General features: G+C 50.6%; 21 protein-coding genes. 5 read left to right on the forward strand and 16 right to left on the reverse strand.

Annotation, left to right across the window (positions count from 1 at the left end):
* Positions 1-105: 105 nt before the first annotated feature.
* From HMPREF9194_RS02025 to HMPREF9194_RS02070, 11 genes are all read right to left on the reverse strand, one after another.
* Entirely contained in the window at positions 106-1,626 is a 1,521-nt protein-coding gene (locus tag HMPREF9194_RS02025) for an FGGY family carbohydrate kinase (RefSeq protein ID WP_016524698.1), read from the reverse strand.
* Between the two features lie 35 nt (positions 1,627-1,661).
* Positions 1,662-2,840, reverse strand: coding sequence for an SDR family NAD(P)-dependent oxidoreductase (locus HMPREF9194_RS02030; RefSeq protein WP_016524699.1), 1,179 nt, complete (start codon positions 2,838-2,840; stop codon positions 1,662-1,664).
* A gap of 7 nt (positions 2,841-2,847) precedes the next feature.
* Positions 2,848-4,179: a PHP domain-containing protein gene (locus HMPREF9194_RS02035; protein WP_016524700.1), complete on the reverse strand. Its 1,332-nt coding sequence runs from the start codon at positions 4,177-4,179 to the stop codon at positions 2,848-2,850.
* Positions 4,180-4,295: 116 nt separating this feature from the next.
* Positions 4,296-6,752, reverse strand: a complete 2,457-nt coding sequence (locus HMPREF9194_RS02040) for an alpha-ketoacid dehydrogenase subunit alpha/beta (protein ID WP_016524701.1) — start codon at positions 6,750-6,752, stop codon at positions 4,296-4,298.
* A gap of 43 nt (positions 6,753-6,795) precedes the next feature.
* Positions 6,796-8,160, reverse strand: a complete 1,365-nt coding sequence (lpdA, locus tag HMPREF9194_RS02045) for a dihydrolipoyl dehydrogenase (RefSeq protein ID WP_016524702.1) — start codon at positions 8,158-8,160, stop codon at positions 6,796-6,798.
* 10 nt (positions 8,161-8,170) lie between these two features.
* Positions 8,171-9,616 (reverse strand): dihydrolipoamide acetyltransferase family protein, encoded by a 1,446-nt coding sequence (locus tag HMPREF9194_RS02050; RefSeq protein ID WP_016524703.1) that lies wholly within the window; start codon positions 9,614-9,616, stop codon positions 8,171-8,173.
* A gap of 225 nt (positions 9,617-9,841) precedes the next feature.
* Positions 9,842-10,597, reverse strand: coding sequence for a DeoR/GlpR family DNA-binding transcription regulator (locus tag HMPREF9194_RS02055; RefSeq protein ID WP_016524704.1), 756 nt, complete (start codon positions 10,595-10,597; stop codon positions 9,842-9,844).
* Between the two features lie 141 nt (positions 10,598-10,738).
* Positions 10,739-11,893 carry an iron-containing alcohol dehydrogenase gene (locus HMPREF9194_RS02060; protein WP_016524705.1) on the reverse strand — a complete coding sequence of 385 codons (1,155 nt, stop codon included), beginning with the start codon at positions 11,891-11,893 and terminating at the stop codon, positions 10,739-10,741.
* A gap of 351 nt (positions 11,894-12,244) precedes the next feature.
* Positions 12,245-12,622, reverse strand: coding sequence for a type II toxin-antitoxin system HicB family antitoxin (locus tag HMPREF9194_RS02065; protein WP_016524706.1), 378 nt, complete (start codon positions 12,620-12,622; stop codon positions 12,245-12,247).
* Positions 12,619-12,795: a type II toxin-antitoxin system HicA family toxin gene (locus HMPREF9194_RS12045; protein ID WP_084663059.1), complete on the reverse strand. Its 177-nt coding sequence runs from the start codon at positions 12,793-12,795 to the stop codon at positions 12,619-12,621. The genes HMPREF9194_RS02065 and HMPREF9194_RS12045 overlap by 4 nt, the downstream gene beginning before the upstream one ends.
* Before the next feature lie 147 nt (positions 12,796-12,942).
* Positions 12,943-14,448, reverse strand: a complete 1,506-nt coding sequence (locus HMPREF9194_RS02070; protein WP_016524707.1) for an IMP dehydrogenase — start codon at positions 14,446-14,448, stop codon at positions 12,943-12,945.
* Positions 14,449-14,591: 143 nt separating this feature from the next.
* On the opposite strand from HMPREF9194_RS02070, the gene HMPREF9194_RS02075 reads away from it, so the two are divergent.
* The 5 genes from HMPREF9194_RS02075 to flgE all read left to right on the forward strand — a co-directional run bounded on the left by HMPREF9194_RS02075 (position 14,592) and on the right by flgE (position 20,710).
* Positions 14,592-16,313, forward strand: a complete 1,722-nt coding sequence (locus HMPREF9194_RS02075; protein ID WP_016524708.1) for a RecQ family ATP-dependent DNA helicase — start codon at positions 14,592-14,594, stop codon at positions 16,311-16,313.
* A 382-nt stretch (positions 16,314-16,695) separates the two neighbouring features.
* Positions 16,696-17,328, forward strand: a complete 633-nt coding sequence (locus tag HMPREF9194_RS02080; RefSeq protein ID WP_016524710.1) for a periplasmic-type flagellar collar protein FlbB — start codon at positions 16,696-16,698, stop codon at positions 17,326-17,328.
* A gap of 27 nt (positions 17,329-17,355) precedes the next feature.
* Entirely contained in the window at positions 17,356-18,852 is a 1,497-nt protein-coding gene (locus HMPREF9194_RS02085; RefSeq protein WP_016524711.1) for a flagellar hook-length control protein FliK, read from the forward strand.
* Positions 18,853-18,862: 10 nt separating this feature from the next.
* Complete coding sequence (gene flgD / locus HMPREF9194_RS02090) at positions 18,863-19,303, forward strand: flagellar hook assembly protein FlgD (protein ID WP_016524712.1); 441 nt, start codon at positions 18,863-18,865, stop codon at positions 19,301-19,303.
* A gap of 15 nt (positions 19,304-19,318) precedes the next feature.
* Entirely contained in the window at positions 19,319-20,710 is a 1,392-nt protein-coding gene (gene flgE / locus HMPREF9194_RS02095) for a flagellar hook protein FlgE (RefSeq protein ID WP_016524713.1), read from the forward strand.
* A gap of 198 nt (positions 20,711-20,908) precedes the next feature.
* Here the strand turns inward: flgE and HMPREF9194_RS02100 are convergent, their stop codons facing one another.
* The 5 genes from HMPREF9194_RS02100 to nrdR all read right to left on the reverse strand — a co-directional run bounded on the left by HMPREF9194_RS02100 (position 20,909) and on the right by nrdR (position 26,409).
* The gene (locus tag HMPREF9194_RS02100; protein WP_016524714.1) at positions 20,909-22,420 is read right to left on the reverse strand and encodes a carbon starvation CstA family protein; all 1,512 of its coding nucleotides are present in this window, start codon (positions 22,418-22,420) and stop codon (positions 20,909-20,911) included.
* Positions 22,421-22,518: 98 nt separating this feature from the next.
* The gene (locus HMPREF9194_RS02105) at positions 22,519-23,229 is read right to left on the reverse strand and encodes an anaerobic ribonucleoside-triphosphate reductase activating protein (protein WP_016524715.1); all 711 of its coding nucleotides are present in this window, start codon (positions 23,227-23,229) and stop codon (positions 22,519-22,521) included.
* Between the two features lie 16 nt (positions 23,230-23,245).
* On the reverse strand, positions 23,246-23,791 hold the full coding sequence (gene nrdD, locus HMPREF9194_RS02110; RefSeq protein ID WP_016524716.1) for an anaerobic ribonucleoside-triphosphate reductase: 546 nt from the start codon (positions 23,789-23,791) through the stop codon (positions 23,246-23,248).
* A 36-nt stretch (positions 23,792-23,827) separates the two neighbouring features.
* The gene (locus HMPREF9194_RS02115) at positions 23,828-25,951 is read right to left on the reverse strand and encodes a ribonucleoside triphosphate reductase (protein WP_016524717.1); all 2,124 of its coding nucleotides are present in this window, start codon (positions 25,949-25,951) and stop codon (positions 23,828-23,830) included.
* Entirely contained in the window at positions 25,948-26,409 is a 462-nt protein-coding gene (nrdR, locus tag HMPREF9194_RS02120; protein ID WP_016524718.1) for a transcriptional regulator NrdR, read from the reverse strand. The genes HMPREF9194_RS02115 and nrdR overlap by 4 nt, the downstream gene beginning before the upstream one ends.
* Positions 26,410-26,521: the final 112 nt, after the last annotated feature.

Genomic DNA, 26,521 nt, shown 5'->3' on the forward strand with positions numbered 1-26,521 from the left:
AGTAAACACCAGCTTCGAGTATTTTTGCTTTCGCAAAAAAACTCGACGGACATTTCCCTGTACAGGCATCCTGCCCTAACTTTCTCCAAAATGCAGCACCAAAAGTTAAATCCGGGTTTCATTCATCCATGCTTTTTTATACGCTTCGTAGCCAGTTACGGGTGCTTTTTCGACCGCCGTGTAGGCTATGTCGGCGTTTTTGCCGAGGTCGCGTATCGGTTTGCCGCTTAGAGCCATAACGGCCGCTATCGCCGCACCGCACGCGGTCGCTTCGGCAATGCCGGTTAAAAATATTTCGTTTTCCGGAAGCGCCGAAGCAAGCAGGGCATTGTATAATTTGTTTTTGCGGAAACCTCCTTCCGTAAAGACCTTTGTACCTTTTTTTAGTCCCGAACGCCGAAGCGCGGTTTCGGTTTGTATAACCAGCGACAAATCGAGCAGGGCAAAAAAGCGCTGTTCGTCCCGTATAATGTGCGGCAGTTTTGCGCCTTTTTGCATGTCTTCAAGGGAATAAAAGGTACCGCGTTCGCGGATGCCCGGCTTTGAACCGGTGAACTGCCCGGAACCCGCAACGATTTCGGGCATAAGGAAGGTGTCTTTTTCATTCAATACTTCCTGCGTTTTGCCGAAATCGAACGAGGGAAATTGTTCCGTATTGTGTACTTTTTTGTACAAACTTATATACGTGTCGAATTCCATGCCGCCCACAAAGATGGCGGTTTTTATGGGGCGGCGGAACGCCGATTGGTTGAAAAAGACGATTTTTCCGATGTCGTCTTCGTTAAAAGCCAATTCATCCTGCGGGTGCATGCATACGCACCAAGTGCCCGTCGAATTGAGCACAAAGTCGCCCGTGTCGTCTTTTGCAAAGTAGGGCAAAAGCGATGCGTTTGAATCGTGGATTCCCATGGTTACGAGGGTCGAGCGGTCGAGTCCGGAGCGTTTTGCCGCTTCCTCGGTCAGCGTGCCGAGCGCTTCGCAAGTGTTTTTATACTTCGTCGGAAGAAGCGGCCGGATTCCCAGCGTGTCGGTTACGGGCGACCAATCGCTTTTTTTGTGGTCCCACAAATAGCTGTGACAGCCGCAATACGTCGGTTCGGTTCCCGCAATGCCGGTAAACACATAGCCCCAATACTGGGGGAAATTCAAAATAGTGCGCGTTTGGGCGAATTCCGCGGCAAAATGTTTTTGCACATACATAATGCCCTTTGCGGGATTTATGAGCGACCCGAACGCCGGCGTATACGTGCTGCGCTGCAAGTCGGCTTTGCTTCCGCATTTTTTATAAAATTCGTTTTGGAATTGTTCACCCGGCTCGTGCGTGTAAAGAACCGACGGGACGCACACTTTTCCGTCCTTATCGATGCAGACAAAGGTTGCCCCGTGCGTCGTTACCGACAGCGCTTTAATCGGATACTTTTGCGCGAAAGTGCGCAATTGCTCGAAAAACCAATCTTCCATTCCCGCCAAATCGTGCGCTTCGACTTGAGCGCCCGTATCCGGCTCGCGGACTTTCAGCGGCTCAAACGTTTTGTACACCGCATCGAGCTGATGCAGGTTTTCATCGTATACGGCAACTTTTTTGTTCGTCATGCCGATGTCTATAACGGCAACAGCATATTCCATAAAGAACTCCTGATTTCTTTATTCAGCACTTTTACTTAATGCAGCATAACCTGTCCGCCGGTTACCGGAAGTGCTTGGCCCGTTTCGTATGTCTGTTCGACAAGGTAGAGCACGGCTTTTAAAACGTCCGGGCCGGAACATCCTCTGTTCATCGGAACCTTTGCTTCGTAAAAGGCTTTTACGTCGGCAACCGTTTGTGCGCCGGGAACTTTGCCGGCTTTTAAGTACTGCACGAACAGGCCTTTTTCCGGATCCGACCACAGCGGCCCGTCGAAAAAGTTTCCGGGGCATATTGCGTTCACTTTAATACCGTAGGCGACCAATTCCAGCGCAAAACTTTCAACCAATCCTATGCCGCCGAATTTGCCTCCGGCATAAGAGCCGTTTTTATTCGAGCCTTCCAAGCCCGACTTTGAATTGATTTGAATGATGTCGGTCGGCCATGAAGGGGCGGCCGCGTATTGGCGCTTCATAAGGCGTGCGCAGTGCTTCGTTACGACGGCGAAGGCCGTGTAGTTTATATCGGTAACAAAACGGAACGAGGCCATGTCCTGCTCCAAAATGCTTGAAGCGCGAAGGACGCCCGCATTGCTTATGCACAGATCCAAGCCGCCGCAGGTAAGGGCGGCCGTTTCGAACATATTTTCGACGGATTCTTCATCGGCGACGTTTACTTTAACGGCAAAGGCTGTTTGTTTTTTTTCTTCGGCGTTTAAAGCGGCGGCAAGTTTTTCGGCGCCTTCAAGGTTTAAATCGGCAATAAAGACGACGGCGCCCTGCTTTACCAAACCGCGCACCAGCTCTTCGCCGAAGCCCTGTGCGCCGCCGGTTACGAGGGCCGTTTTGTTTTTTACGACGTCGGCACGCGAAGCGCAAGACGCGCACGCGCAGTTCCATTCGTTTACCGCACCGCTTTCGGCTTGCGCAAGAGAGAGCGTGTCGGGCGCCGTTAAAAAGCGCTCGGTTTTTCCTTCAACCGTAAGTTCAATGCATGAGGGAACGGCGCCCTTGTGAATCGAAGCGAAAGCCTTTTTTACGGCTGCGGCCGCTTCTTTTTCGTCGTTCGGCACGCCTTCAAAAGCGATGCGCAACGAAGCTTTCCGTTCTTTTTGTGCGGATTGCGCCGAACCGACGCTTTGTACGATCCACGGTTTTTGCACAAGGTTTATAATCGCGCCGCGGATAATCGGCGCAAAAAATGCTGCGTTTGTCATATTTCTTTTATCGCTCCTCCGTTAATGATAAAGCCGCCTGTTCGGCGCTCAGCGTTCCCGCCGGTTTAAGTTTTTTGCCCAAGTCGGCATATACGGCAAGGCGCTTGGCAAGCGCTTCGTGCGCCAAAGGATTTTCGGCGGAAAACAAGCCGTATTCGTTTTTGTATGAGGCAAGTTTTTCATGCGCCGCCAAAGCCCATGTCGCGTCGATAAGGTTTTCGAATTCTTTTTCGAGCAATTCGGGACACGAAAAATCCTGTCGTGAACTGTTTATGTCGACGCCGGATATTTCCATAAAACCGTATTTTTCGCACAATTTGCGCAAGCGCAAAAGCTGCTGCTTTGTGTTGCGCGGCGGCATGTACGTTACGGCAAGGTAGCCCAGCTCTTTGAGCACGGGGAATAAATCGTCCAAAAAATCGTCTTCGAATTTTTCGGCTTTTTTGTCGCCGGTAGGCGACTCGGTTATGTCACCCAAATATGCGTATGCGGGAACGGCTCCTATCGCTTGGGCAAACGCGGTAACGGTTTCGGCCGGAATGCATTCGCTGCTGTCGGGCTGAATAAAGATGCGCGGCAAAAATTCGCTTTTTAACACGCCGAGTAAATCGTACTCATAATGCGGATTTGAAGCGTCGGCGAGGCGCTCCGCGGTTTTTCCGCCGATGTACAAATTAAAGCGCGCTTTTAAATTCTTTAGAAGTTCTTCGCCCGTTCCGTAAGTGTCGATAAAACGGTGCGCGAGCGCGTATAAAATATGCCGTTCGGTAACGCTTCCTCCTTCGTCGGATTTTGACAAGGGCTCTATGTCTTTTTCATACGACAGCGGCTTAAGACCGGCTTCCGTGATAATTTCGTTTAAAGAAGCGGTCATCGCGATATTGCGCTTTTTGCGCGCTTTGCAAATCGGCTGCAAAAATAAAGCGGCGAGTTTTCTTTTCGATGCGGGAATGCCCTGCACCGTCATGTATGCAATGCCCTTGGAATCGGGATTGTTCAGTTTTACGTCGGCAAAACGCGTATGTTTAAAACTTACGCGCACTTCAAAGCCCGTAACGACTCCGATGCCCAAAAGGCCGCAAGCTTCGGTCATTTCTTCGGCTGCCGATACGGAATCATGGTCGACGGAACCTGCAACCGCAAGGCCCGCTTCGCGCGCTTTTAAAGCGGCCATTGCCGGCGTGTAGGGGCTGAAGCTGTACACGGTATGAATGTGATTGTTTGTCTGGACATTCAGCGGGGGAAGGTTTTTACCGTTTTTTTCGAGCCATGCTTTGAGCGCGGCAACCCGTTTTTCGCCGGACAGTTTGGAATCGTTTATTTTTCCGTAATCGTTCATAGTTTTCCTTACATTATAACTGTGCAATAATTGCGCACAGGCGGCCGCCGAAAATCCGTGTTCCCGGCAGCCGTTTTATCGATTTTTTAAACGCGTAAGTGTTTTACACCCGAAGTTCAGACTCCCTGACGATTTTTGCGCAAAATATCCATTGTCGTTTGAACCGATGTGGGCGTATATCCTTTTAACGGAATAATGCGCTCGTGAATCGTATCCAAAATCCAATCGACGCTCGGGAAATAATAGTGTTCACATTCGGGAGCGGGCGTTATCCAGTTGCGGCTTCCCAGCACGGCGACCGGCGCGTCCAAATAATCGAAGGCAAGCGCACTCATATTCGAAGCAACCGTGTGCATAAAAGAGCCGCGTTCGGCCGCATCGCTTACGAGCAAAAGCTTACCGGTTTTCTTTACCGATTCGACGATTTTTTCGTAGTTCAGCGGATTGATCCAACGGATGTCGATAATTTCGGCATCCATGCCGTATTGTTCTTTAAGCGTTTTCGCGGCGTTCATTGCGGTGTACAGCGTGGCGCCCAGCGTTGCGATCGTGATGTCTGTGCCGGTTTTGCGGATTGCCGGTTCTCCTTCCGGAATTTCGTAGTAACCGGCCGGAACTTCTTTTTCGAATTCTTCGCCTTTATCATAGAGCTTTTGGCTTTCGAAGAAGATAACCGGATCCGTGCCGCGCAGCGCGTAGTTCAGCATACCTTTTGCGTCGTAGGGCGTTGCGGGGAACACCGCTTTAAGGCCGGGAATTGCGGCGACCAGAGCGCTCCAATCCTGACTGTGCTGGGCGCCGTATTTGTTGCCGACCGAAACGCGTACGGTAAGCGGCATTTTCAAAAGTCCTGCGGACATCGACTGCCATTTTGAAGCTTGGTTGAATATTTCGTCTCCCGCGCGTCCCATAAAATCGCAGTACATCAATTCCACAACCGCGCGTCCGCCGCTCATCGCGTAGCCGACTCCCGCGCCGACAATCGCCGCTTCGGAAATGGGACTGTTGAACAAACGCGGGTAGGGCAGCGCTTCGGTTAAGCCGCGGTACACGGCGAAAGCTCCGCCCCAATCGCGGTTTTCTTCGCCCCATGCAGCCATCGTCGGGTCGGTTACAAAGCGGTGGAACATCGCTTCGAACAAACCGTCGCGGTACTGGAACATTTTGTTTTTCGAAAGCGGTTTACCGTCCGCGTCGAATGCGCTTCTGATTTTTCCGGAAATCGCTTTTAAGCGCACGTTCGTTTCGGGATTGACGTCGAGCACGTCGGGTTTTCCGTCGGCCAATTTGTCGGCCTTTGTGTTCGAAAACATCACCGATTCTATAAACGCGGCGCTCGCGCGCGGACTTTCTTTGTCGTCCGTCGCCAGCTTTACAACCTGAATCAGTTTTTCGCGGATTGAATTTTCCTGCTTTTCGGCGTCGGCCTTTGTGATAAGTTTGTTCTTTATAAGGTAGGCTTTGTATTCTTCAATCGCGTCCGCTTTTTGCCACGCGTCGATTTCTTCTTTTGTGCGGTAGCTTGAAGCGTCCGAAGGCGAGTGTCCCGATACGCGGTAGGTGATGGTGTCCAAGAGTACGGGACCGTCGCCTTTAAGCAAAATCGCTTTTTTGCGCGCGATTGCGTCCGCAACGGCGAGCGGATTGTAGCCGTCTACGCGCTCGGCGTGCATGTTTTGCGGATTGACGCCCGCGCCGACCCGCGCGACATAACCGTAGCCCATCGTTTCGCCGCAGGTTTGTCCGCCCATACCGTAAAAGTTATTGAAAAAGTTAAACAAAATAGGCGGCGCGCCTCCGGCCGATTCGGGCCACAGCGTTTTGTATTGATCCATTGCGGCCATCATCATCGCTTCCCATACCGGACCGCAACCCAAGGCCGCGTCTCCCACATTGGAAACGACAATGCCGCTTTTTTTATTGATGCGTTTGAAAAGCGCGGCTCCCGTCGCTATGTCGGCCGAACCGCCTACGATTGCGTTATTCGGCATTGAACCGAAGGGCAAAAAATAGGCGTGCATGGAGCCGCCCAAGCCGCGGTTAAAGCCCGCGTTGCGTGCAAAAATTTCGGCAAGCGTTCCGTATAAAACGAAGTTTTCGGCCAAATCTTTTACGTTTTTATACGAAATTTTTTCGGCCATTTTAAGCGTGTCGCCGCCTAAAAATTCTTTCATGATTTTCTCGAGTTCTTTTTCGCTTAATTTTTCAACGGCCGAATAGCACTTTGCCAAAATTTCGCCGTGGCTGCGGTGCGAACCGAAAATAAAGTCGTCGATTCCCAAATTGACGCACTGACCGACGGCGGCCGCTTCTTGTCCCATCGAAAGGTGGGCAGGGCCTTTGTGGTTGTATTCGATGTTTTCCCATGCGCCCTGCGTTTTAAACGTGTTGAGCATGGTTTCGAACGCACGGATTGTCTGCATATCGTACAAAATCCGTTTGAGTTTTTCGGCTCCGTAGGTTTTTAATTCTTTTTCAAAATCGCTTTGATACTGATTTACCGGAATGTCTTTGATTTTCAACATTTCCGCTTTTCTTACCTTTTTCGGGTCTACGAATAATGATTTCGGCATACTATATACTCCTTTTCAATAATATGACTTTTGCATACGGCTTTTATAAAGCCCACACCGCTTCGCGGATTGCTTCGCATACGGTCGGATGCGGGAAGATCAATTGCTTGACGTCTTCTACGCGCATTTCGTTTTCGATAAGGGCCGAAGCTCCCCAAATCATTTCGGAAGCATAGGAGCCCAAAATATGAACGCCGAGGATGCGGCCGTTTTTTTCATCCGCAATCACTTTTACCGTTCCGGCGGCTTTTACGCCGTTTTCGGCGACAAAGCGTCCCGAAACGATCATCGGCACGGTCGCCGTTTTTACAGCGATGTTTTTGGCACGCGCTTCCTGTTCGGTTATGCCGCAGCCGGACGCTTCGGGTATGGAATAGACAACCCACGGAACGGCATCGTATCTCATGCGGTCGCGGTTCGGCGTTCCGTCCAAAACGGAACAAATGTCGTTGACGGCGACTTCGGCCATGCGGTACGCCGAGTGCGCAAGCATGCTTTTGCCGTTTACGTCCCCGATTGCCCATACGCCGCTCACATTCGTGCGCATGTGCTCGTCTACCGCGACGCCTTTGGGCGTTATGTCGATTCCGGCAGCTTTGCCGTTCCAGCTTTCGGTTTGGCATTTGCGCCCGACGGCCATAAGGACGATGTCCGCTTTTACGGATTCGTCTTTGCCTTCTTTTGTTTTATAAAAGACGGTTCCGCCGTCGAGTTTTTCGACGCGGCAGCCCAAACGGAATTCGGTGTTTTTAAGATGTTTGCGCAAAAGCGGCGCAAGCTCTTTGTCCATCGGCGGAATTATTTCGTCCATCATTTCGATAACCGTTACCTTGCTGCCGAGCGTTCCGAACAAGCTTGCAAATTCAATACCGATAACGCCGCCGCCGATAACGCACAGGTTTTCGGGAACCTGTGTCAGTTCCAAAAGCGCGGTCGAATCCAACAGTTTTTTATTGTCCTTTGTGCCGGGAATCGGCGGCATTGCGGGAATCGAACCTGCGGCAATGATGACGGCTTTCGCTTCGTGCACTTCGCCCGTTTCGGCAACCTTTACCTTTCCCGCCGCGACAAGTTCTCCCGTTCCCATAACGACATCGACTTTCAATCGCTTCATAAGCGAAGCGACGCCGGAACACAGCGTTTCGACCGTTTTCTTTTTCCATGCGGCCATTTCGCCCATGTCGAACCGGATGTTATCGGCATGAACGCCGAATTGGGGCGCTTCCTGCGCGTGCAGGTAATGCTTTGCCGAATTCAAAAGCGTTTTTGTGGGAATGCAGCCGACATTCAAACAGGTTCCGCCCAGATACTGTTTTTCGATGAGCAAAACCTGTTTTTTCCGCTGCGCGAGCCTTTCGGCGGCAAGATAACCGCCCGGTCCGCCTCCGATTATAATTACATCATACATACCGTACCTCTTATTTGGCAATCCAAATATCAATGTCTTTTAAGGCTGCGCACAATGCTTTTACGAATTTTGCCGCAGGAGCGCCGTCCACAACCGCGTGGTCTATGGTTAAACTGAACGAAAGATGGGGCAGTATCGCATAGCCGCCCTGTCCGTCGGCGGCGGGCTTGGGCTGAATGCCGCACACGCCTAAAATAGCGATTTCCGGCGCATTGATGACGGGCGTAAAGCTTTCGATTCCCGTATTACCCAAATTGGTTACGGTGAAGGTCGAGCCGCTTAAGAGGTCGGGACTTATCGAACCGGCTTGGCAGTCGGCGGCAAGCTGTTTTGCCTGAGCGGATATTTGCGCGAGCGACATTCGATCGGCGTTGCGGATGACCGGAACCATAAGACCGCGCGGCGTGTCCACAGCCATACCCAAGTGAACGTTTTTATACAGACGGATCGCGCCGTTTGTTTTTACGCCGTTTAAGAAGGGGAATTCTTTGAGCAGGCGGGAAACGAGGAACAACACCAAATCGTTTACGGTTACCTTCGATAAACCCATCGCCGGATCGCTTGCCTTAAAGCGTTCCCGAAGTGCCTGCATACGGACCGCTTCGGCGCTTGCATTTAAGGTGAACTGAGCGGCCGTCGCCAAAGAGTTCATCATGCGCTCGGCAATAACTTTTCGTATGCCTTTAATCGGCGTATCCGTGTATTCGTCGGCCGCCGCGCAGGCTGCAAGCGCCCTGTCCGCTCCTGCGCTCATGCCCGAGGCCGGCGCAAAGGCTGCCGCACTTCCGTCGGCAACCGCCTGAATGTCGGCAAGCGTAACGCGCCCGCCGATGCCGCTTCCGGCTGCCGGGAGCGAACCGCCCGAACGCAGCGCTTCTTTTGCCGCAGCCGTAAGCGGCGGCCTTTCGGCTGCCGCGCGCAGCACATCCGCTTCTATAATACGCCCTTCGGCACCGCTTCCGCTTAAAGTGCGCACGTCGACGGCTTCTTTAAATGCTGCTGCGCGCGCCCGCGGCGAAATTGCCAAATGTGCGCCGGGTGCCGCCGAGGGGGCGGCAGGCGCGGTCTTTTCGGCTTGTGTTTTTTCCGCAGCCGAGCTTACCGCCGGTGCATCGGTTACAGGTTCTCCTGCCGCCGACGCGGGTTCAGAAGCCGTTTGCGTTTCTTTCGGCGCTTCGGTCTGAGGCGGCGCTTTTACCGAATCTTCCCATTTTTCGCCGGGCTTTCCGACAACCATAATCGGCTGCAAAACGGGAACGTCGTCGCCTTCCGCATATAAAATCTTTAAAATAGTTCCCGCTTCTCCGGCCGGAACTTCAAACGTCGCTTTATCCGTTTCGACTTCACATACGACCGTTTCCGCATCGACCGTATCGCCTTCTTTCTTTTTCCATTCCACGATAATGCAGGATTCTACAGTGTTACCCTGCCGGGGCATAATCAAAACATGCGCCATGTTTCCTCCTATAAAAACTTTTGCAGGGAATGTCAATTCCCGAAAAAGTTTTTAGCCGCGCTTTCGCAAACGATAGTTGAGAAAGCGCAGTAAATAAACGAGTTTGCAACGCAAACTCGGCATAAAAAGCGTCGGCGCCATTTCAGACGGCGCTTTTTATCGCTCCTCCTATAAAAACTTTTGCAACGCAAACTCGGCATAAAAGCGTGAGCTTTCGTTCCATCCTCAGCACGCAATAATGTGCAGGGGAATTTGGTTTAATTCTTCTTTTGCCGCATCGGGCAAGCCCGTGTCGGTAATCAGCGTGTTTATTTGCGACAAGGGCAAAATCGTTACGACGCCCGTTTTTCCGTATTTTGACGAATCCGCCAAAAGCACGAGATTTTCCGCGCGTTCGCGCATAACCGAAATAACATCGCCGCCTTCAATTAAATGCGTCGTAATCCCGGACTTTAAACTGAAGCCGTCGGTACCGACGAAGGCGCAGCGCACGTTAAAACGGCGGATCGTATCGAGCGTGATCCTTCCGACAAAGGAATCCGTGCTGTCGCGGAATTCCCCGCCGACCAGGGTTATTTTCAGCGCCGGGTTCGACTTGGCCGACTCGAACGCGGGAATCGAATTGGTGATGATAAGGATATCCCTTTTTCCCGCCAAATAGCGCGGCAAAAGCGAAGTCGTCGTTCCCGCTTCAATCATGATTGCGTCCCCGTCTTCCACCAAGTCGGCGGCGGCTTTGGCGATGCGGTGCTTTTCTTCGATGTTCATGTTTTGCCGCTGAAAAATATGCGGGTGGATGGACGGAAGCGCACCGCCGTGAGTACGGCTTAAAAGACCGCGCTCTTCCAAACTGCTTAAATCGGAACGGATCGTTACTTCGGATACCGCAAGCTCGGAGCTCAGATCGGCAACGGAAACCGCACCCTGTACCATAAGACGGTTCAAAATACTGTGTTCGCGTTCTGATAATTCCTGAATCATCGTGCAATCCTTTCGTTTCGCTTTCGATTATATTACGAAATTAAATAAAACGCAAGTAAAAAAAATAAAAAAAAGGCTGCCAAAAAAGACTTTTACTTTTTCGACAGCCTGCCCGATTTTAACTTAACGGCTTAAAAATGTTCAGTTGATTTTTTTGCCGTAGTATGCGCTTTCGTAAATCATTTTTACGTCGGCAACCGTCGGCTTTCCGGGATTGGTAAGCGTACACGGATCGCCGTGGGCGTTTTTGCTCATCCTGTCCAGCACTTTTTTGAATTTGTCTTCGCTGAAATCGACTTCGGTGCAGTCTTTAAATGTCAACGGAATATTGAGTTTTTTGTTCAATTTGCGCACGGTTTCGGCGATGTCTTTTACTCCCAGCCGCTTTTCGGCCAAATCGTATTTATCCGAGAATTTGCGGTTAAAGTCGATAATGTAGGGCAAAAGAATCGCGTTTGCCAAGCCGTGCGTAACACCGAATTCGCCGCCGATTTTATGCGCGAGCGAGTGAACCAAACCGAGCGAGGCGTTCGTAAAAGCCATGCCGGCTAAGCAGGATGCGTTGTGCATGTTTATGCGCGCTTCAATATTTTTTCCGTCGGCATAGGCGGTCGGCAAATTGCCGATAACGAGGCGCAGCGCTTCGATTGCATAGGGGTCGGTAAAGGATGTCGCGGCCGTAGATGCAAACGCTTCGATTGCATGTGCGAAAACGTCCATACCGGTGTTTGCCGTAATGTGCGGCGGCATGCAGGCGGGCAGTGCGGGATCCAAAATCGCAATATCGGGAACCATATCGGCCGCTACGATCGGGTATTTGATGTGATTGTCCGTGTCGGTGATAACTGAAAAAGCCGTAATTTCACTGGCGGTTCCGCTTGTCGACGGAATGCAGATAAGCCTTGCCTTATTGCGCAAGGGCGGCATCGAGCCGGGTTTTATAATGTCTTTAAAAGTAATATTCGGGTGTTCGTAAAAGCACCACATAACCTTTGCCGCATCCAATGCGGAACCGCCGCCGACTGCTACAATCCAGTCCGGGCCGAAGGCTTTCATTTTTTTGCCGCCTTCAAGGACGGTTTTAACCGACGGATTCGGCTCCACTCCGTCGATAATGATCGATTCGATTCCGGCTTTTTTAAGCAGCTTTACCGCTTTGTCAAGAAAGCCGAATTTTTTCATGGAACTGCCGCCGGTAACGATAGCGGCCTTTTTGCCTTTTAATTTTGCCAAATGTTCCATCGCTTTTTCGCCGTAGATAATCTCTCTCGGCACCGAAAAATTCATAACGCCCATTTGAATCTCCTTCGGGTGTAATTTTATATAAATAAATATATATATTTATTTATATAAATGAATATATACAAAAAGAAAAAATTCGTCAATACTATAATACCGTATTGTAAAAATACGGTATAAAAATCGTTGCATTTTTATAGAGCCGTGCTATACTGTTAAAAGTCATGGCATTGAAACGTTTGTCATTTTTTTATCTCCTCTATATAACCTTGTCGCTCCCTCACGGGAGCGTGAATTGAAACACGGGGTGATTACCCCGAAAGCTGAAAGCGAAAGCAGTCGCTCCCGTACGGGAGCGTAATAGCAGTATTGCACCGATAACTATAATGCAGCTTTAAGCATTTATTCTCAAACAACGACATTCAGTTTTTTGCACAATGCGTCTTGTAAGGTCTGACTGAAATTGACTCCGGCTTTCTCCGCTTGAATATTAAGCCAAAACGGAATTGTTAAGGTTTTTTTTACTGCCTTCTCATTTACTTTAAATTCGCCACAAACAAGAGATACGAAACTGTTTTTATCGGTTTTAATTTTGTTTGCCGCCGACACCGTAGGTAAGGTATCGATCGTATAATCATCTTGCAAAAAAAGCTCCATTGTTTCAACAGCGTTTGCATACGCCTCGGATTCCGTATCGCCCTGTGTGAAACAACCGGGCAAATCGGGAAACTCTACCCAAAAACCGCCGTCTTCAGCGTGAAAAATAGCAGGATATATAACTTTCATTTCTTTACCTCCAAACCGGTTTCTTTCAGAAGTGCCCCTAAAAGACCTTTCTTGACATCTTTACCGTGTACGGGAACCGAAACGGTTTTTCCGCTTTTTGTAAGTTTATGATGGCTGCCTTTTATCGATACCAACTCCCGACCGTTTTTTACAGTAAGTTTAAAAGGTTTTATTTTTCATGCTGCAATTATAATACGTATGATACGTACTGCCGATAGTTTTATGGGATTAAATTTCTTTATACGGAAAAACGGCTTTATGCATACGGCAAATTATTACGACGCGTGTCTTCATTAAAATCGCCTTGCGGCATTCAGTCCTTACTCGGCGCGGATAGTCGTGTTTTTGACGACGACGTCGTGCGAAGAGCCTTCGGCAATCGATGCCTGCGATACGAGCGTTAAGCGCGCTTTTTGCTGCAATTCTTCAATACTCAAAGCGCCGCAGTTACACATCGTGTGCCGTATTTTACTTATCGTAACGTTTACGTTGTCGTGCAGACTGCCCGCATACGGAACGTAGGAATCGACGCCTTCTTCGAACGCGAGTTTTGCCCCGCCTCCGAGGTCGTAGCGCTGCCAGTTGCGCGCGCGGTTGGAACCTTCGCCCCAGTATTCTTTTACGTAGTTTCCGTTGATGATGAGTTTATTTGTGGGACTTTCGTCGAAGCGGGCAAAGTAGCGGCCGAGCATGACAAAGTCGGCTCCCATGGCGAGGGCAAGCGTTATGTGATAATCGTGGACGATCCCGCCGTCGGAGCACACGGGAATGTAAATACCGGTTTTTTTGAAATATTCGTCGCGCGCTTTGGCAACTTCAATAACGGCGGTGGCCTGTCCGCGCCCGATGCCTTTTTGCTCGCGCGTAATGCAGATGGAACCGCCGCCTATGCCGACCTTTATAAAGTCCGCTCCGGCTTCGGCTAAAAATAAAAAGCCTTCTTTGTCGACAACGTTTCCGGCGCCCACTTTTACCTTGTCGCCGAATGAAGAATGAATATCGTGCAGGGCGCGTTTTTGCCATTCGGTAAATCCTTCCGACGAATCGAGACACATTACATCGACTCCGGCTTCGAGCAGGGCGGGAACGCGGTCCATGTAGTCGCGCGTGTTTATGCCGGCTCCGGCAATGTAGCGTCTGCGCGAATCGAGCAGTTCGAGCGGATGCTGTTCGTGCGTTGCGTAATCTTTGCGGAACACCATCGAAGTCAGGCAACCGTTTTGCGCAACAATCGGCAGGCAATTCAGTTTATGCTCCCATATAAGATCGTTCGCTTCGCTTAAGCTTATGCCTTCGCGTCCGGTAACCAAATCGGCAAGCGGCGTCATGTAATCCTTTATGAGCGCGTTCGGCGGCGTGTGCGAAATGCGGAAGTCACGCCCGGTTAAAATGCCGACGAGGCGCCCTTCGCTCGTACCGTCTTCGGTAACGGCTATGGTCGAATGTCCCGTGCGCGCGGTAAGATTGAGGGCGTCCTGCAGGGTTTGGTCGGGACGGATATTTGAATCGGAAGGAACGAAGCCCGCTTTGTGTCCTTTTACCTTTGCGACCATTTCCGCCTGCTTTTCGATGCTTTGCGACCCGTAAATAAAAGCGATGCCGCCTTCTTTTGCGAGCGCTATCGCCATTTTGTCGTCGGACACGGACTGCATGACGGCCGAAACGAGCGGAATGTTCATATGCAATTCCGGTTTTTCGCCTTTGCGGAATTTAACGACGGGAGTGCGCAAGTTGACGTTTGACGGAATACAGTTCTCGGACGAATAGCCGGGAATCAATAAATACTCGGAAAAAGTATGGGAAGTTTGTTCGTAAAAATAAGCCATATATAATTGTAAAATAAGCGCCCGTTGTTGTCAACCGTTTAACTTCGGCCTGTAAGCGGTTATTGTCATTATCATAAAGAAACCGAGAAAAGATTATCTTGGACAGTTGTGTTTTTTTACCTGTCTTCTCCTATAATATTAGTATGGAAACAACGAAAAACGGAAGCGGCGAAGATCGCCGTTCGGCACATTCGGCGGACGCCTTTAAAACGGACATCTGCTCCGACTTTCAAGCCGACGATCCGGTTGCCGATGCGGCGCAAAAAGTGTTCGGCATAGCCTATCTTTACCCGTGGCAGCGCATGGTTATTGCGAATATTTTGGAAAATGCCGAACAAAACGAGCGCGGCGGTCAAATCGTTCTTTTGCCGACGGGAGCGGGAAAATCCCTGTGCTTTATGGTGCCCGCCCTGCTTTTGAACGGGCCGACTCTTATTATCTATCCGCTTTTGGCGCTTATGAACGATCAGATGCGACGGCTGGAGCAGGCAAAACTCGATGCCGTTATCTTCCGCGGCGGACAAAGCGTCGACGAACGCAAAGCATGTTTCGAAAAACTGCGCAACGGTGCCCGCTTTATTTTAGCCAATCCCGAAGTACTGCAAAACGATGCGCTGGTTCATCAGCTTGCCGAATGTTCGATCGCGCACACGGCAATCGACGAAGCCCACTGCGTGTGCGAATGGGGCGACAGCTTCCGCCCCTCATATTTGGAATTGGGGAACATCATCAAAAAACTGCAGTGCAAAACGGTAACGGCTTTTACCGCGACGGCCTCCGATCACGTGCTGAACAGAATCGCACAAGTGCTGTTCGACGGAGATGCTCACATTGTGCGCGGAGAAACCGACCGGCCGAACATTCATTATTCGGTCGTGTGGGCGGCGGCAAAACAAAGCGCATTGATCGAACTTGCCGCAAAAGAAAAACGGCCGGCAATCGTTTTTTGTTCGAGCAGAAGCCGTACCAAGGAAATCGCCTTTATTCTTGCCGAATTTTTTGTGCGCCGGGGCGAAACGGATACCGTGCGCTTTTATCATGCGGGATTGACGCGCGAAGAAAAATACGAAATCGAGCAATGGTTTTATCCGAAAGAATCGGCCGTACTCGTGAGTACCTGCGCATTCGGCATGGGCGTTGACAAAAAAGACATTCACACCGTTATCCATTACGATGCGCCGTCCACGGCCGAAGCCTACGTGCAGGAAGCCGGCCGTGCCGGACGCGACGGTTCGCCCGCGCGGGCGATTTTGCTGTGGTCGCCCCGCGACAGCCGAAAAGCGCTTTCGTTCGCTCCGCAAAGCCGCGAAGCGGTTCTTTCGGCTTTTGCCCAAGCATCTTCGTGCCGCAGGGCGATTTTGCTTAAAGCGCTCGGCGAAGAAAACTGCGTGTGCTCCGGCTGCGACGTATGCGAAAAAGCCTTTTCGAACCGCGCCGGCGACTGCGACCGCTTTTACGAATTTATACGAAAGCGGCGTAAACACTATGTAAAAAAAGAAGCGATAAGCGCTTTTTGCAAAAACGAAAACCGCATAAGCACTTCAAAATGGCGGACGGCCGTATGGGAAGAACGAAACGGTGCCGAAATTCTTGCCGAACTGATTGTCGGCGGCAGGGTCGATCCCAAAAAGTTTTTCCGCAGCACGGAAACTCCCTTTGCGTCTTTTAAGCGTATCGCGCAGAGTTTAAAATCGCCGCATCCGCTTGCGGCTCTTATTTCGCTTGTACCTTTTATTCGCTCGCAGGAGAGGACGAGCCGGAATCCGAAGCGGAATTTTCGTTCGATGTTTTTTCGCTTGCCGTATCTGTATGTGCGCCGGTTCCGGAAGAGGAGGAAGACGATGCCGCGCCGGACTGTACCCTGATAAACGGTTTTTTCCGGAACGTTTTTTTCTTGCGGTAGCGGGCAACGTAAAAAACAAAGTTCACGTATAACAAAACCGCGGCGCACGCTGACACGAGCCGAAGGTCGGAGAGGACACGGAGTATAATCGAAAACAGATGTGAGAGCCCCATATATTTTAATATCGGCACGCACAACAAAAAATGTGAGCGGGACACAAATCGCCGGACGATCACGGTTGTTTTACGGCATGAATAAATCCGATATCATTCCTGTACAAAGCAAACGTTTCGTTTTGCCCATTCCATCTCCGAGCCGTTTTAATATAACAATCCGTTTTTGCCGACAATATCTATACAGTGCGTTCATCATGTAGTATAATTACGGCATAACAGGAGGCTGCTTTGGCGAGGGGAGCAAATATCGGTAAAACAATAGCGTTGTTTTTTTTGGTTCTCATTTTGATTTTGGGCGGCATGCTGTGGTTCGATTATTTGGGCGTCATCAATGCAAAAAAGGTTTTTGCGCCCGTCTACCGTTTGTTCGGCTTGCAAGTGCAAACATCCGTTACAAACGGCGAATCCGATGCGGCCCTTGCCGCCGATTTGGACGAAGACCGTCTTGCCAAACGCTTGGAAGCGCTCGATATGTATGCCGAAGAATTGAATAAACGCGAACAGGATATCGCCGCAAAAGAAGCCGAAAACACTCAAATAGCTCAAAAACTTGAAGAAATGCGCGCCGCTCTCGAAGAACGCGAAAAAACATTTAACAATGAAGTAAAAAAGTACGATGATAGAAATGTAAACATCGAACAAAATGCCAAAAACCTGGCCAGTATGCGCCCGGCAGACGCCGTGGAAATACTGAACGCGATGGAAGATCAGGACGTAATCGATACGCTGCGTAAAGTCGAACAGCTTGCGCAAGCTGCCGGCAAGATGTCGCAAGTATCGAATTGGCTGTCGCTGATGCCGCCCGAACGGGTAGCGACCCTCCAGCGCAAAATGACGAACAAACCCGTATCGATTCAATAGTCCGATGTTTACATCGGAGGTATGCCCATGCAGGCATTGTATACTCATCTTGAACAGCCCTTTACGCAAGGGCCGCCAAAGGGAATTTCGGTTCAGGGATTGAACACCCTTTTTCAAGGTGAATCTTCTTTTGAAAAGCTGCTAAAACAAACGGCTTATTCACAGGATTTAAAAGCCAAGGAAGGCCCTCCTGAACAAACGAGCGTTCGCATCTTGCAAACCGAAGAGCGCTCCCGTGAAACCGCGGAACCGGCGAGCGCGCAAGACGGCAAAGCCGATTCTTCTTCCGCAGAAAAAAACGCCGTACACAATACGGACAAAACCACGGCCGAACCTGCGGCGGAAAACGAACGGCATAGTGCCGCCGATGAAACCGAAAAGAGCGCGTTTAAAGAAAGCGCTTGCGAAGAACACGCGGACGGCAACTCTCCGCTTCGCGCCGATCGTTCCGGAAAAACTTCGCGCTTGGGATCGGGAAAAGCCGGTGAGGCGGAGCTTACCGAAAAAGCCGCCCGCAAAACCGCACAGGTGCAAAACAAAGGCGAAGGCGGCGAAGAAGGGGAGGATGCTTTGCTTGCCGCAGCGGACGCCGCACAAACGGGCAAAACCGCCGTTTTGCGTAGCGAAAATCTTCAATTCGACGCGGACGAAAAGGCGGAAGCCGAAAGCGTGCCCGATTGGGAACATGAAGCCCTTGCCGCTTCTTTTGTCCAAGCTGCCGATACGCGCAGCTTAAAGGCGGGACGTAAAGAAGATGCCCTTTCTCAAAAAGCGCGGGAAAATCAAGAGTTTTCGGTACAAAGCGCGCAGAATGCGCAAAACGTCAAACGCGAAGCTTATCTTAGCGAAATTCCTTCCGTTATTGTGCGCGACGAGCGCACAAAGGCGCCTCATTCGACCGAAGACAAAAAGCAAAGCTTAAGCGCTTCGATCCGCTATGACGGAAAAGGAAGCGCTCAAGCCGACCTTTTTCTTAACGTGCCCGATGCGTCGAAAGCCGGTACGGCTTTTCCCGCCGGGGTAAAAGACGGAATTCTTTCCTCGCGCGCACCGGAGCAAGCGCAAGCTCAAGTTCAAGCGCGCTTTACGTCGATGCTTTCGACGGAAATACGCGCAAATGCGGCGGATCTTGTAAAAGCCGGCTCCATTGTTTTGCGCGACGGGAACAAGGGAACAATCAATTTAACTTTGCATCCCGAAGAGCTCGGAAACGTTAAGATACGTTTGCAAATTTCCGACAATATATTGACGGGGCGCATAACGGTTGCAAGCGAAGAAGCGTACAATGCGTTTAAGTCGAATATCGCCGCGCTGACCGAAGCGTTCGCATCGAACGGATTCGACACGGCAGGCTTCGATTTAAGCTGGTCGGGACAAAACGACGGCCGGCACGACGGTAATGCCGATACGCGCAATCCCTTTGCGTTCCGCTACGACGAGCAAACGGCCTTTGCCGTCGAAGACAACGATTCGGAAGCGCTTTTCCGCTATGATGCGCGTCCCTCTGTGAACCTAATAGCCTAAGGAGTCGTTTATGGAAATAAACACGACAATGAGCGCAGCCGATGTCGCCAAAGTGCAAATGCAGGTCGACAGCTTTAACAAAAGCCTTGCGGTAAACGGACGTACCGCGAGTCAGCAACTGGGCAAGGATGATTTTCTTAAACTGCTTATAACGCAGCTTTCGCATCAGGATCCGCTTTCCCCTATGGAAAACACGGAATTTATTGCGCAAATGGCGCAGTTTTCGTCGCTTGAGCAAATTACGAACATGAGTGCGGGATTTAACCGCCTGTCTTCCATGCTCACCAATTCGGAAGCGGTAAATCTTGTCGGAAAAACCGTAGACATAGCGACCGAAAACGGGCTTATTACGGGAACGGCGGAAGCCGCAACGCGCGGCGAAAATCCGCAGGTTTTTGTAAACGGAACGCCGTATACCATGGCGCAAATCGAACGCATTTATGCACAATAAAGAGGAATTACCCATATGATGAGATCACTTTATTCCGGCGTATCCGGAATGCACAATCACCAAACCCGCTTGGACGTTATCGGCAACAACGTAGCCAACGTCAACACGACAGGCTTTAAAAAAGGCCGCGTCAATTTTCAGGATATGATTTCGCAGCAGTTGTCGGGAGCCGCAAAGCCTACCGTCGAAGTCGGCGGCGTAAACCCTAAAGAAGTCGGCTTGGGCGTTATGGTCGCTTCGATCGACACGATATTTACGCAGGGCAACTTGCAGTCGACCGGTGTCGGCACGGACGTCGCTATTCAGGGCAACGGCTTTTTCGTCTTAAAAGACGGCGAAGAAACCTTTTTCACCCGCGCGGGCGCTTTCGGTATAGACCGCGACGGCACGCTCGTGAACCCTGCCGACGGTATGCGCGTGCAGGGCTGGATGGCGCGCGATTTGAACGGCGAAATGGTTATCAATACGGCGGGCAATACGCAGGACTTGATTATTCCCGTCGGCTCGAAAGACCCGGCAAAGGCGACGCAAAACGTCAATTTCGCCTGTAACTTGAACAAAAACACGCCCGAAATCCTTGAAGGAGCGACGGCCGCCGATATTGCCAAAGGTACTTGGGCGACCGAATTTAAAATCTACGACAGCTTCGGCAACACGCACAATTTGGCCGTGTCCTTTGCCCGCGTTGCCGGTACGCCCAACCAATGGCGCGCAACTGTAAACGTGGATCCGGACAATGCCGATTTTACGCAAACGCGCACCGGTTTGAATACCACCGACGGTATGGGCAACAGCTTTTTGGTCAACTTCGACAATACGGGAACCCTGCTGTCGGTAATCGACAGTGCCGGAAACGTAACGAATCCTTCGGGCGAGATTCTTTTACAAACCTCGTTTACCGTTCCCGAATCGAACCCCGATGCCGACGGCAACCCCCTGCGCCAAACGCTGAACATCAACCTCGGCACAATCGGCAGCCAAAAAAATACGGTAACGCAAAGCGCGTCCGAAAGCAGCACCAAAGCGTTTTATCAGGACGGTTACACGATGGGCTATTTGGACAACTTTAAAATAGACCAAACCGGCGTTATCACCGGCGTGTATTCGAACGGTACGAACCGTGTCATCGGACAGATCGCGATGGCATCTTTTACGAACCAAGGCGGTTTGGAAAAGGCGGGCAACAACACCTACGTGCAGTCGAACAACTCCGGCTTGGCAAATATCGGAACTTCCGGCATTGCGGGCAAGGGCAGTCTTTTGGCCGGCACGCTGGAAATGTCGAACGTCGATTTAACCGAACAGTTTACCGACATGATCGTAACGCAGCGCGGTTTTCAGGCGAACTCGAAAACCATTCAAACTTCCGACACCCTGCTGGAAACGGTGCTGTCGCTGAAGCGCTAAGGTTTTAATGCCGGTACCGGCTGACCCTCATTCGGATTGATCGATTAATTGATTGATGACTGATGGATTAATAACCGATTGCCGGATTAAAGTCTTTGTATAAACGAAATAAAGGGACTGTCTTAAAGCGTGTGCTTTTTTGACAGTCCCTTTTTATTTTAAATCGTCTTCGGGAAATTCCCGGAAAAATACCGGTACTTAGGCTTTTTGCGGACGGCGCCCGATAACAATCCGTTTTTGGTTTTCGAGGCTCCGAGCCGGGTTCATGTATATTCTGACGATAAAAAGGGTAAGGAACACGAGTGCAAAGAAAATACCGACCGCGTATGAAATCTGAATGCCCTTTATGCCCATGCGCACAAGGTTAAAGCATTCCGGCGCGTACATAAGGTAGGTAATCGAAACGGCCGACATAAAGGTTGCCGGAACAACCGCGAGCCAACAGCGATTTCTGCCGGGATAATTCGTTGCAAGATACGCGGCGCCCGTCCACAGTACAATCATCGCAAGCGTTTGATTCGACCACGAAAAATAGCGCCATACGACCGTGTAATTGATAAACGAAATGCCGTACCCGATAAGCAAAAGCGGAGCGGCAATCGACAAACGTACGTTCAGCTTTTTTTCGTTAAGATGAAACCAATCGAAAATAATCATGCGAGCGCTGCGGAAAGCCGTATCTCCCGACGTAATCGGGCAGGCGATAACGCCGATCATCGCAATCGCACCGCCGACCTTTCCGAGAAGGCCCGTGCATATTGCGTACACGGATTTTGAATTTCCGCCGCCGATGTCGAGCAGGGCTTTAAGACCGGTTCCCGTGCCGTCTTTGTTCCAAAAGAATGCTATTGCGGCCGATGCCCAAACCATGGCTATAATGCCTTCGGCTACCATCGCTCCGTAAAAAACCCAGCGTCCTTCTTTTTCGTTTTTAAGCGTGCGCGAAACGATGGGCGACTGCGTTGCATGAAAGCCCGAAATGGCTCCGCAAGCTACGGTAATAAACATGAGCGGCCAAATGGGACGCTGCGTTGCGCTCGGGTACAAATTGGCAAGCGTGAGTTCCATCAGCGGGCGCGTTCCCGTATTTGCCAGCGTTCCGATCGAAACGCCGACCGCCATAAGAATAAGGAATATGCCGAAGATCGGGTAAAAGCGCGCTATAACCTTATCGACGGGAAGCAGCGTTGCAAGAAAATAGTAAATAAGTATAATGACGGTCCATACTTTTACGTTGAGCCATTCGGGGGTGAGCAGGGCCAAAAGGCCGGCGGGACCCACCATAAATACGACGCCGACCATCACAAGCAGGACGACTCCGAATACGCGCATAACGTTTTGCATCGCGGGGCCCAAATATTTTCCGGTAATTTCGGTGATACTTGCGCCGTCGTTGCGCACCGACAGCATGCCTGAAAGGTAATCGTGTACGCCGCCCGCAAAAAGCGTACCGCCGACAATCCATAAATAGACGCTCGGTCCCCATAATGCGCCGGAAATAGCGCCGAAGATCGGCCCCAAACCGGCGATGTTTAAAAGTTGAATTAAAAACGCTTTGGGTTTTGAGATGGGCACATAATCTATCCCGTCCGGATTTTTCATTGCGGGCGTCGGACGGTTTTCATCGGGGCGGAACACTTTTTCTACAAAGGCTCCGTAGAGAAGATAACCGACAACAAGCGCCGCGACACACAATATAAAAGAAATCATACATACCTCCTATGCGCGTGTATATGATAATTATGCATCCCTTTTACGTGTCTGTCAATAAAAAGTCGAAAGAATGCGGCCACGCACCGAAAATCGGATTACCGCAGTTTTGCGTCGGGTATAAAGCTTTGCGCATACGAAACAAGATCGTGCATTTCGATATCGGAGTAGGGGATGATGTTATTGTATGCGGGGTCTATGCAGTTTTCGTTTCGGAAAGGAGCAAAGCGCCACGAAGCGTCTTTGGGCAGCATGGCCGCCATATGCGCAATGTCTTCTTTTTTTACGAGAGGCGGAACCAACACGGTTCTGAATTCGAAACAGTCCGAAGGAAGGCGCGTACACAGTTCAATACTGCGCCGCAAAGCGTCTTCGGCTTTTTTGCCGCCGAGAGTACAGCCTAAAAGACCGTAACGATCGGGCGATGTTTTTATGTCTACTGCTATAAAATCGGGGGTGGTTGCATTGTCGCTAAAAAGTTTTTCCAGCGCGTCCGGATGCATGCCGTTTGTATCGAGTTTGACTTGATAGCCGATCGCCTTCGCTTTGCGGATAAGTTCCGGAAGTTCTGGACGCATCAGCGCTTCGCCGCCGGAAATGACAAAACCCGAAAGAACATTGCGCCGCCGTTTTAAATGCTCGAAAACCCGTTCTTCATTATACGAATCTTCCGGCGGCAGCCGGTTAAAAACCAGCTCGCCGCTATAGCAATACGGGCAGCGCAAATCGCACAGTGTTAAAAACCATGCACAGGCAACTTTTCCCGGATAATCTACGAGGCTCGTCTTTATTAAAGCGCCTGAAAGCATGGTTTTTGCGGATCGCTTACGCTACGTGTTCCGCTGCGGGGCTGAGTATCGCCGAAAGTTCCGACACCGAATAAGCGCGGCCGGCTTCTTCTCCGTTTTCGTCGAACAAGATAACGGTGGGAGCGGCCATAACGCCCAGTTCGGCGGCTTTGTTCAAACCTTCTTCGGTGTCAACGCTTATATAGCGTCCTTCCAAAGAAAGGGTTCCCAAATATTTTTTTACCGGCGGGCAGTTCGGACACGTGCTTTTTCCGAAAAACTCATAGGTGAGCTTGCCGCTTACCGGTGCGGACTTTTCGCTTTTTGCGGCGGGAATATCTTCAGGCGTGCGCACGACAAAAGTCGGTCCGTCGCTTGCGCACGAAGCGCAAGAGCTTTCATAGACAAACTGTTTGCGGTGATTGTACTCTTCGCGCTTGCCCTTATTCCAGTTGCGTACCGAACGGTAATAACCGACGATTCTCGAATACACTTCCGTTTCCGTTCCGCGCACGTCGGCCAGCTCGTCTTGTATGTGGGCTATATCGGCATCGATTTCCGCTATAGTTCTTTTTTGATCCATAAAATCCTCCCATGGTATCATTGTATTAGATATCGGCTATTGATTCAACACAATTTGCCGTTCTTCTTCCAATTTGCGGAGCTTTGAGCGAAGCTCCCGTTCTTTTTCCGCCTTGCATCTGGGACATTCGAAAACTTCTCCGTTCAAATAACCGTGAATTTTGCACACCGAATAAATCGGTGAAACGGTGATGTACGGAACGCGGTAGTTTTTCGTTACGGCGCGCACCAAATCGCGGCTCGATCTCCAGTCTTTTACGGCTTCTCCCATAAAAATATGGAACACCGTACCGCCCGTATATTTTGTCTGCAAGCTTTCCTGATGATCCATCGCTTCAAAGACATCGCTCGTGTAATCGACGGGCAGCTGCGTCGAGTTCGTGTAGTACGGATCTTTGTCGCCCGACGTGATGATGTCCGGATAATGCCGCTTGTCGTGGCGCGCAAGGCGGTAGGACGTACTTTCGGCGGGGGTCGCTTCCAAGTTGAAAAGCTCTCCCGATTTTTCCTGATAATCGGCAAGTCTGTTGCGCATGTGCACGAGCACTTCTTCGGCAAAAGCTTTTCCGCGCGGATGGACGAGGTCGACTCCGAGGAAATTCAGGCAGCATTCGTTCATGCCGCACAAGCCGATTGTATTGAAGTGGTTGTTCAGCGTCGAAAGGTAGCGCCTCGTATACGGAAAAAGTCCGCCGTCGAGCAGGCGCTGAATAACCTTGCGCTTTGCGCACAGGCTTTCCTTTGCCAAATCCATAAGATAGTCGAGGCGGGCAAAAAACTGTTCTTTGTTTTTTGCCAAATAGCCGATCTGCGGCAGGTTAATCGTAACGACGCCCAAAGAGCCGGTAAATTCGTCCGAACCGAAAAGACCGCCGCCGCGTTTTCGCAGTTCGCGCTTGTCGAGCTGCAAGCGGCAGCACATCGAGCGCACGTCGCCCGGATTCAAGTCGGAATTGACGAAATTCTGAAAATACGGGGTTCCGTATTGGGAAGTCATTTCGAACAAAAGCTTTGCGTTTTCTCCGTCCCAGTTAAAATCCTTGGTAATGTTGTATGTGGGAATGGGGTATTGAAAGCCGCGGCCCGCCGCGTCGCCTGCGATCATAAGTTCGATAAAAACCTTATTGATAAGGTCCATTTCTTTTTGGCAGTCGCCGTAGGTAAACTCGGTTTCCTTGCCGCCGACCACGGCCTTTTTATCGCGCATGTCTTCGGGTACCGTCCAATCGAGCGTAATGTTCGTAAAGGGCGCTTGGCTTCCCCAGCGGCTGGGCGTATTGACGCCGTAGATAAAACTTTGAATGCACTGGCGCACGTCTTTTTCGCTCATATTGTCTTTTTTGACAAAGGGAGCCAAGTACGTGTCGAAAGAGCTGAACGCTTGTGCGCCGGCCCATTCGTTTTGCATAATACCCAAAAAGTTTACGATTTGCTGAATGAGCGTGGACAAGTGTTTTGCCGGCGTCGACGTTATTTTATCGGGAACGCCGCCCAAGCCTTCCGCGATCAGCTGGCGGATCGACCAGCCCGCGCAATAGCCGGAGAACATCGATAAATCGTGAATGTGAAAAGCCGCCGTCCGGTGCGCGTCGGCAACTTCCTGCGAATAAATGTTTTTAAGCCAATAGTTCGCGGTGATTGTGCCCGAATTGTGAAGGATTAAGCCGCCGAGCGAAAAGTTTACGTTTGCGTTTTCGTTTACGCGCCAATCCGATTGGCTCAAATAACCGTCCATCGTCGCGTTTATGTCGAGCATTAAGCTTTTCGCATCGCGGATTGCTTCGTGCCGTGCGCGGTACAAAATGTAGGCTTTTGCGACTTGAACTTCGTTTTGTTCGATCAAAACCGTTTCAACGATGTCCTGAATCTCTTCGATCGCGGGAATCGAATGTTCGTGCCTTCCCGCCATCAGAAGACGCAAACGTTCTTCGACTTTTTCGGTCAACAACTCCGCCTTATCCGGATCGGGCCGTTTTTGAACGGCCGCAATCGCTTTGCCGATGGCGGTACTGATTTTGGAACGGTCGTAATCCCCTATTTCCCCCGACCGTTTTACTACATGCTTGATGAACATAGCCGACTTTTCTTCTTTTTGCGTTCCCAAAAAGCTTTTCCATTCGGGGAACACCGTTTGTTCGGCAGAGCTGTTTTGCCCGCTCATTCCTCTCCTCCCAGTTTATTTACTTCCGTAATAAATTCCTTTAAGTTTTCAAAATGCCGGTACACCGAGGCAAAACGTATATACGCAACCTTGTCTACCTTATACAAAGCTTCGAGCACCAAATCGCCCAAGTTGGACGTCGTAATTTCGCGGCTGCCCTTGCCCTTCATGACGGCAAGGTTTTCTATATCGTTTACGATATTCTCCAATTCCGCCGTCGAAACGGGCCGCTTTTCCAGTGCGCGCTCGATGCCTTTTTCCAACTTCGTTTTATCGAACGGTTCGCGCCGTCCGTCTTTTTTTACGACCATAAAAGGTTTTTCTTCTATATGCTCGTAGCTCGTAAAACGATAGCCGCACTCAAGGCATTCCCTTCTGCGCCGAATGCTTTCTCCGTTCGCCATTGTTCTGGATTCAAGCACTTTGTCGTCAAGGCTTCCGCAGTACGGACAGCGCATAAGCACCCCTGTATATATAGTGTTATATCGGCAATATTTGCATTATACAACACTATATTTGCTCATGCAAGATGTTTTTGGGTAAAAAGTACGGAATTTCGGCATAAAACGT

This window comes from Treponema maltophilum ATCC 51939 (assembly GCF_000413055.1).
Classification (GTDB): domain Bacteria; phylum Spirochaetota; class Spirochaetia; order Treponematales; family Treponemataceae; genus Treponema_C; species Treponema_C maltophilum.

Coding starts and splice junctions, on each gene's coding strand:
- HMPREF9194_RS02050 (WP_016524703.1), bottom strand. CDS start 9,616: ATGGCGCATGTTTTGATTATGCCCCGGCAGGGTAACACTGTAGAATCC.
- HMPREF9194_RS02070 (WP_016524707.1), bottom strand. CDS start 14,448: ATGGCTTATTTTTACGAACAAACTTCCCATACTTTTTCCGAGTATTTA.
- nrdD (WP_016524716.1), bottom strand. CDS start 23,791: ATGGATCAAAAAAGAACTATAGCGGAAATCGATGCCGATATAGCCCAC.
- HMPREF9194_RS02035 (WP_016524700.1), bottom strand. CDS start 4,179: ATGAACGATTACGGAAAAATAAACGATTCCAAACTGTCCGGCGAAAAA.
- flgD (WP_016524712.1), top strand. CDS start 18,863: ATGGAAATAAACACGACAATGAGCGCAGCCGATGTCGCCAAAGTGCAA.
- nrdR (WP_016524718.1), bottom strand. CDS start 26,409: ATGCGCTGTCCGTACTGCGGAAGCCTTGACGACAAAGTGCTTGAATCC.
- HMPREF9194_RS02115 (WP_016524717.1), bottom strand. CDS start 25,951: ATGAGCGGGCAAAACAGCTCTGCCGAACAAACGGTGTTCCCCGAATGG.
- flgE (WP_016524713.1), top strand. CDS start 19,319: ATGATGAGATCACTTTATTCCGGCGTATCCGGAATGCACAATCACCAA.
- HMPREF9194_RS02025 (WP_016524698.1), bottom strand. CDS start 1,626: ATGGAATATGCTGTTGCCGTTATAGACATCGGCATGACGAACAAAAAA.
- HMPREF9194_RS02055 (WP_016524704.1), bottom strand. CDS start 10,597: ATGATTCAGGAATTATCAGAACGCGAACACAGTATTTTGAACCGTCTT.
- HMPREF9194_RS02105 (WP_016524715.1), bottom strand. CDS start 23,229: ATGCTTTCAGGCGCTTTAATAAAGACGAGCCTCGTAGATTATCCGGGA.
- HMPREF9194_RS02030 (WP_016524699.1), bottom strand. CDS start 2,840: ATGACAAACGCAGCATTTTTTGCGCCGATTATCCGCGGCGCGATTATA.
- HMPREF9194_RS02100 (WP_016524714.1), bottom strand. CDS start 22,420: ATGATTTCTTTTATATTGTGTGTCGCGGCGCTTGTTGTCGGTTATCTT.
- HMPREF9194_RS02060 (WP_016524705.1), bottom strand. CDS start 11,893: ATGGGCGTTATGAATTTTTCGGTGCCGAGAGAGATTATCTACGGCGAA.
- HMPREF9194_RS02065 (WP_016524706.1), bottom strand. CDS start 12,622: ATGAAAGTTATATATCCTGCTATTTTTCACGCTGAAGACGGCGGTTTT.
- HMPREF9194_RS02075 (WP_016524708.1), top strand. CDS start 14,592: ATGGAAACAACGAAAAACGGAAGCGGCGAAGATCGCCGTTCGGCACAT.
- HMPREF9194_RS02040 (WP_016524701.1), bottom strand. CDS start 6,752: ATGCCGAAATCATTATTCGTAGACCCGAAAAAGGTAAGAAAAGCGGAA.
- HMPREF9194_RS02085 (WP_016524711.1), top strand. CDS start 17,356: ATGCAGGCATTGTATACTCATCTTGAACAGCCCTTTACGCAAGGGCCG.
- lpdA (WP_016524702.1), bottom strand. CDS start 8,160: ATGTATGATGTAATTATAATCGGAGGCGGACCGGGCGGTTATCTTGCC.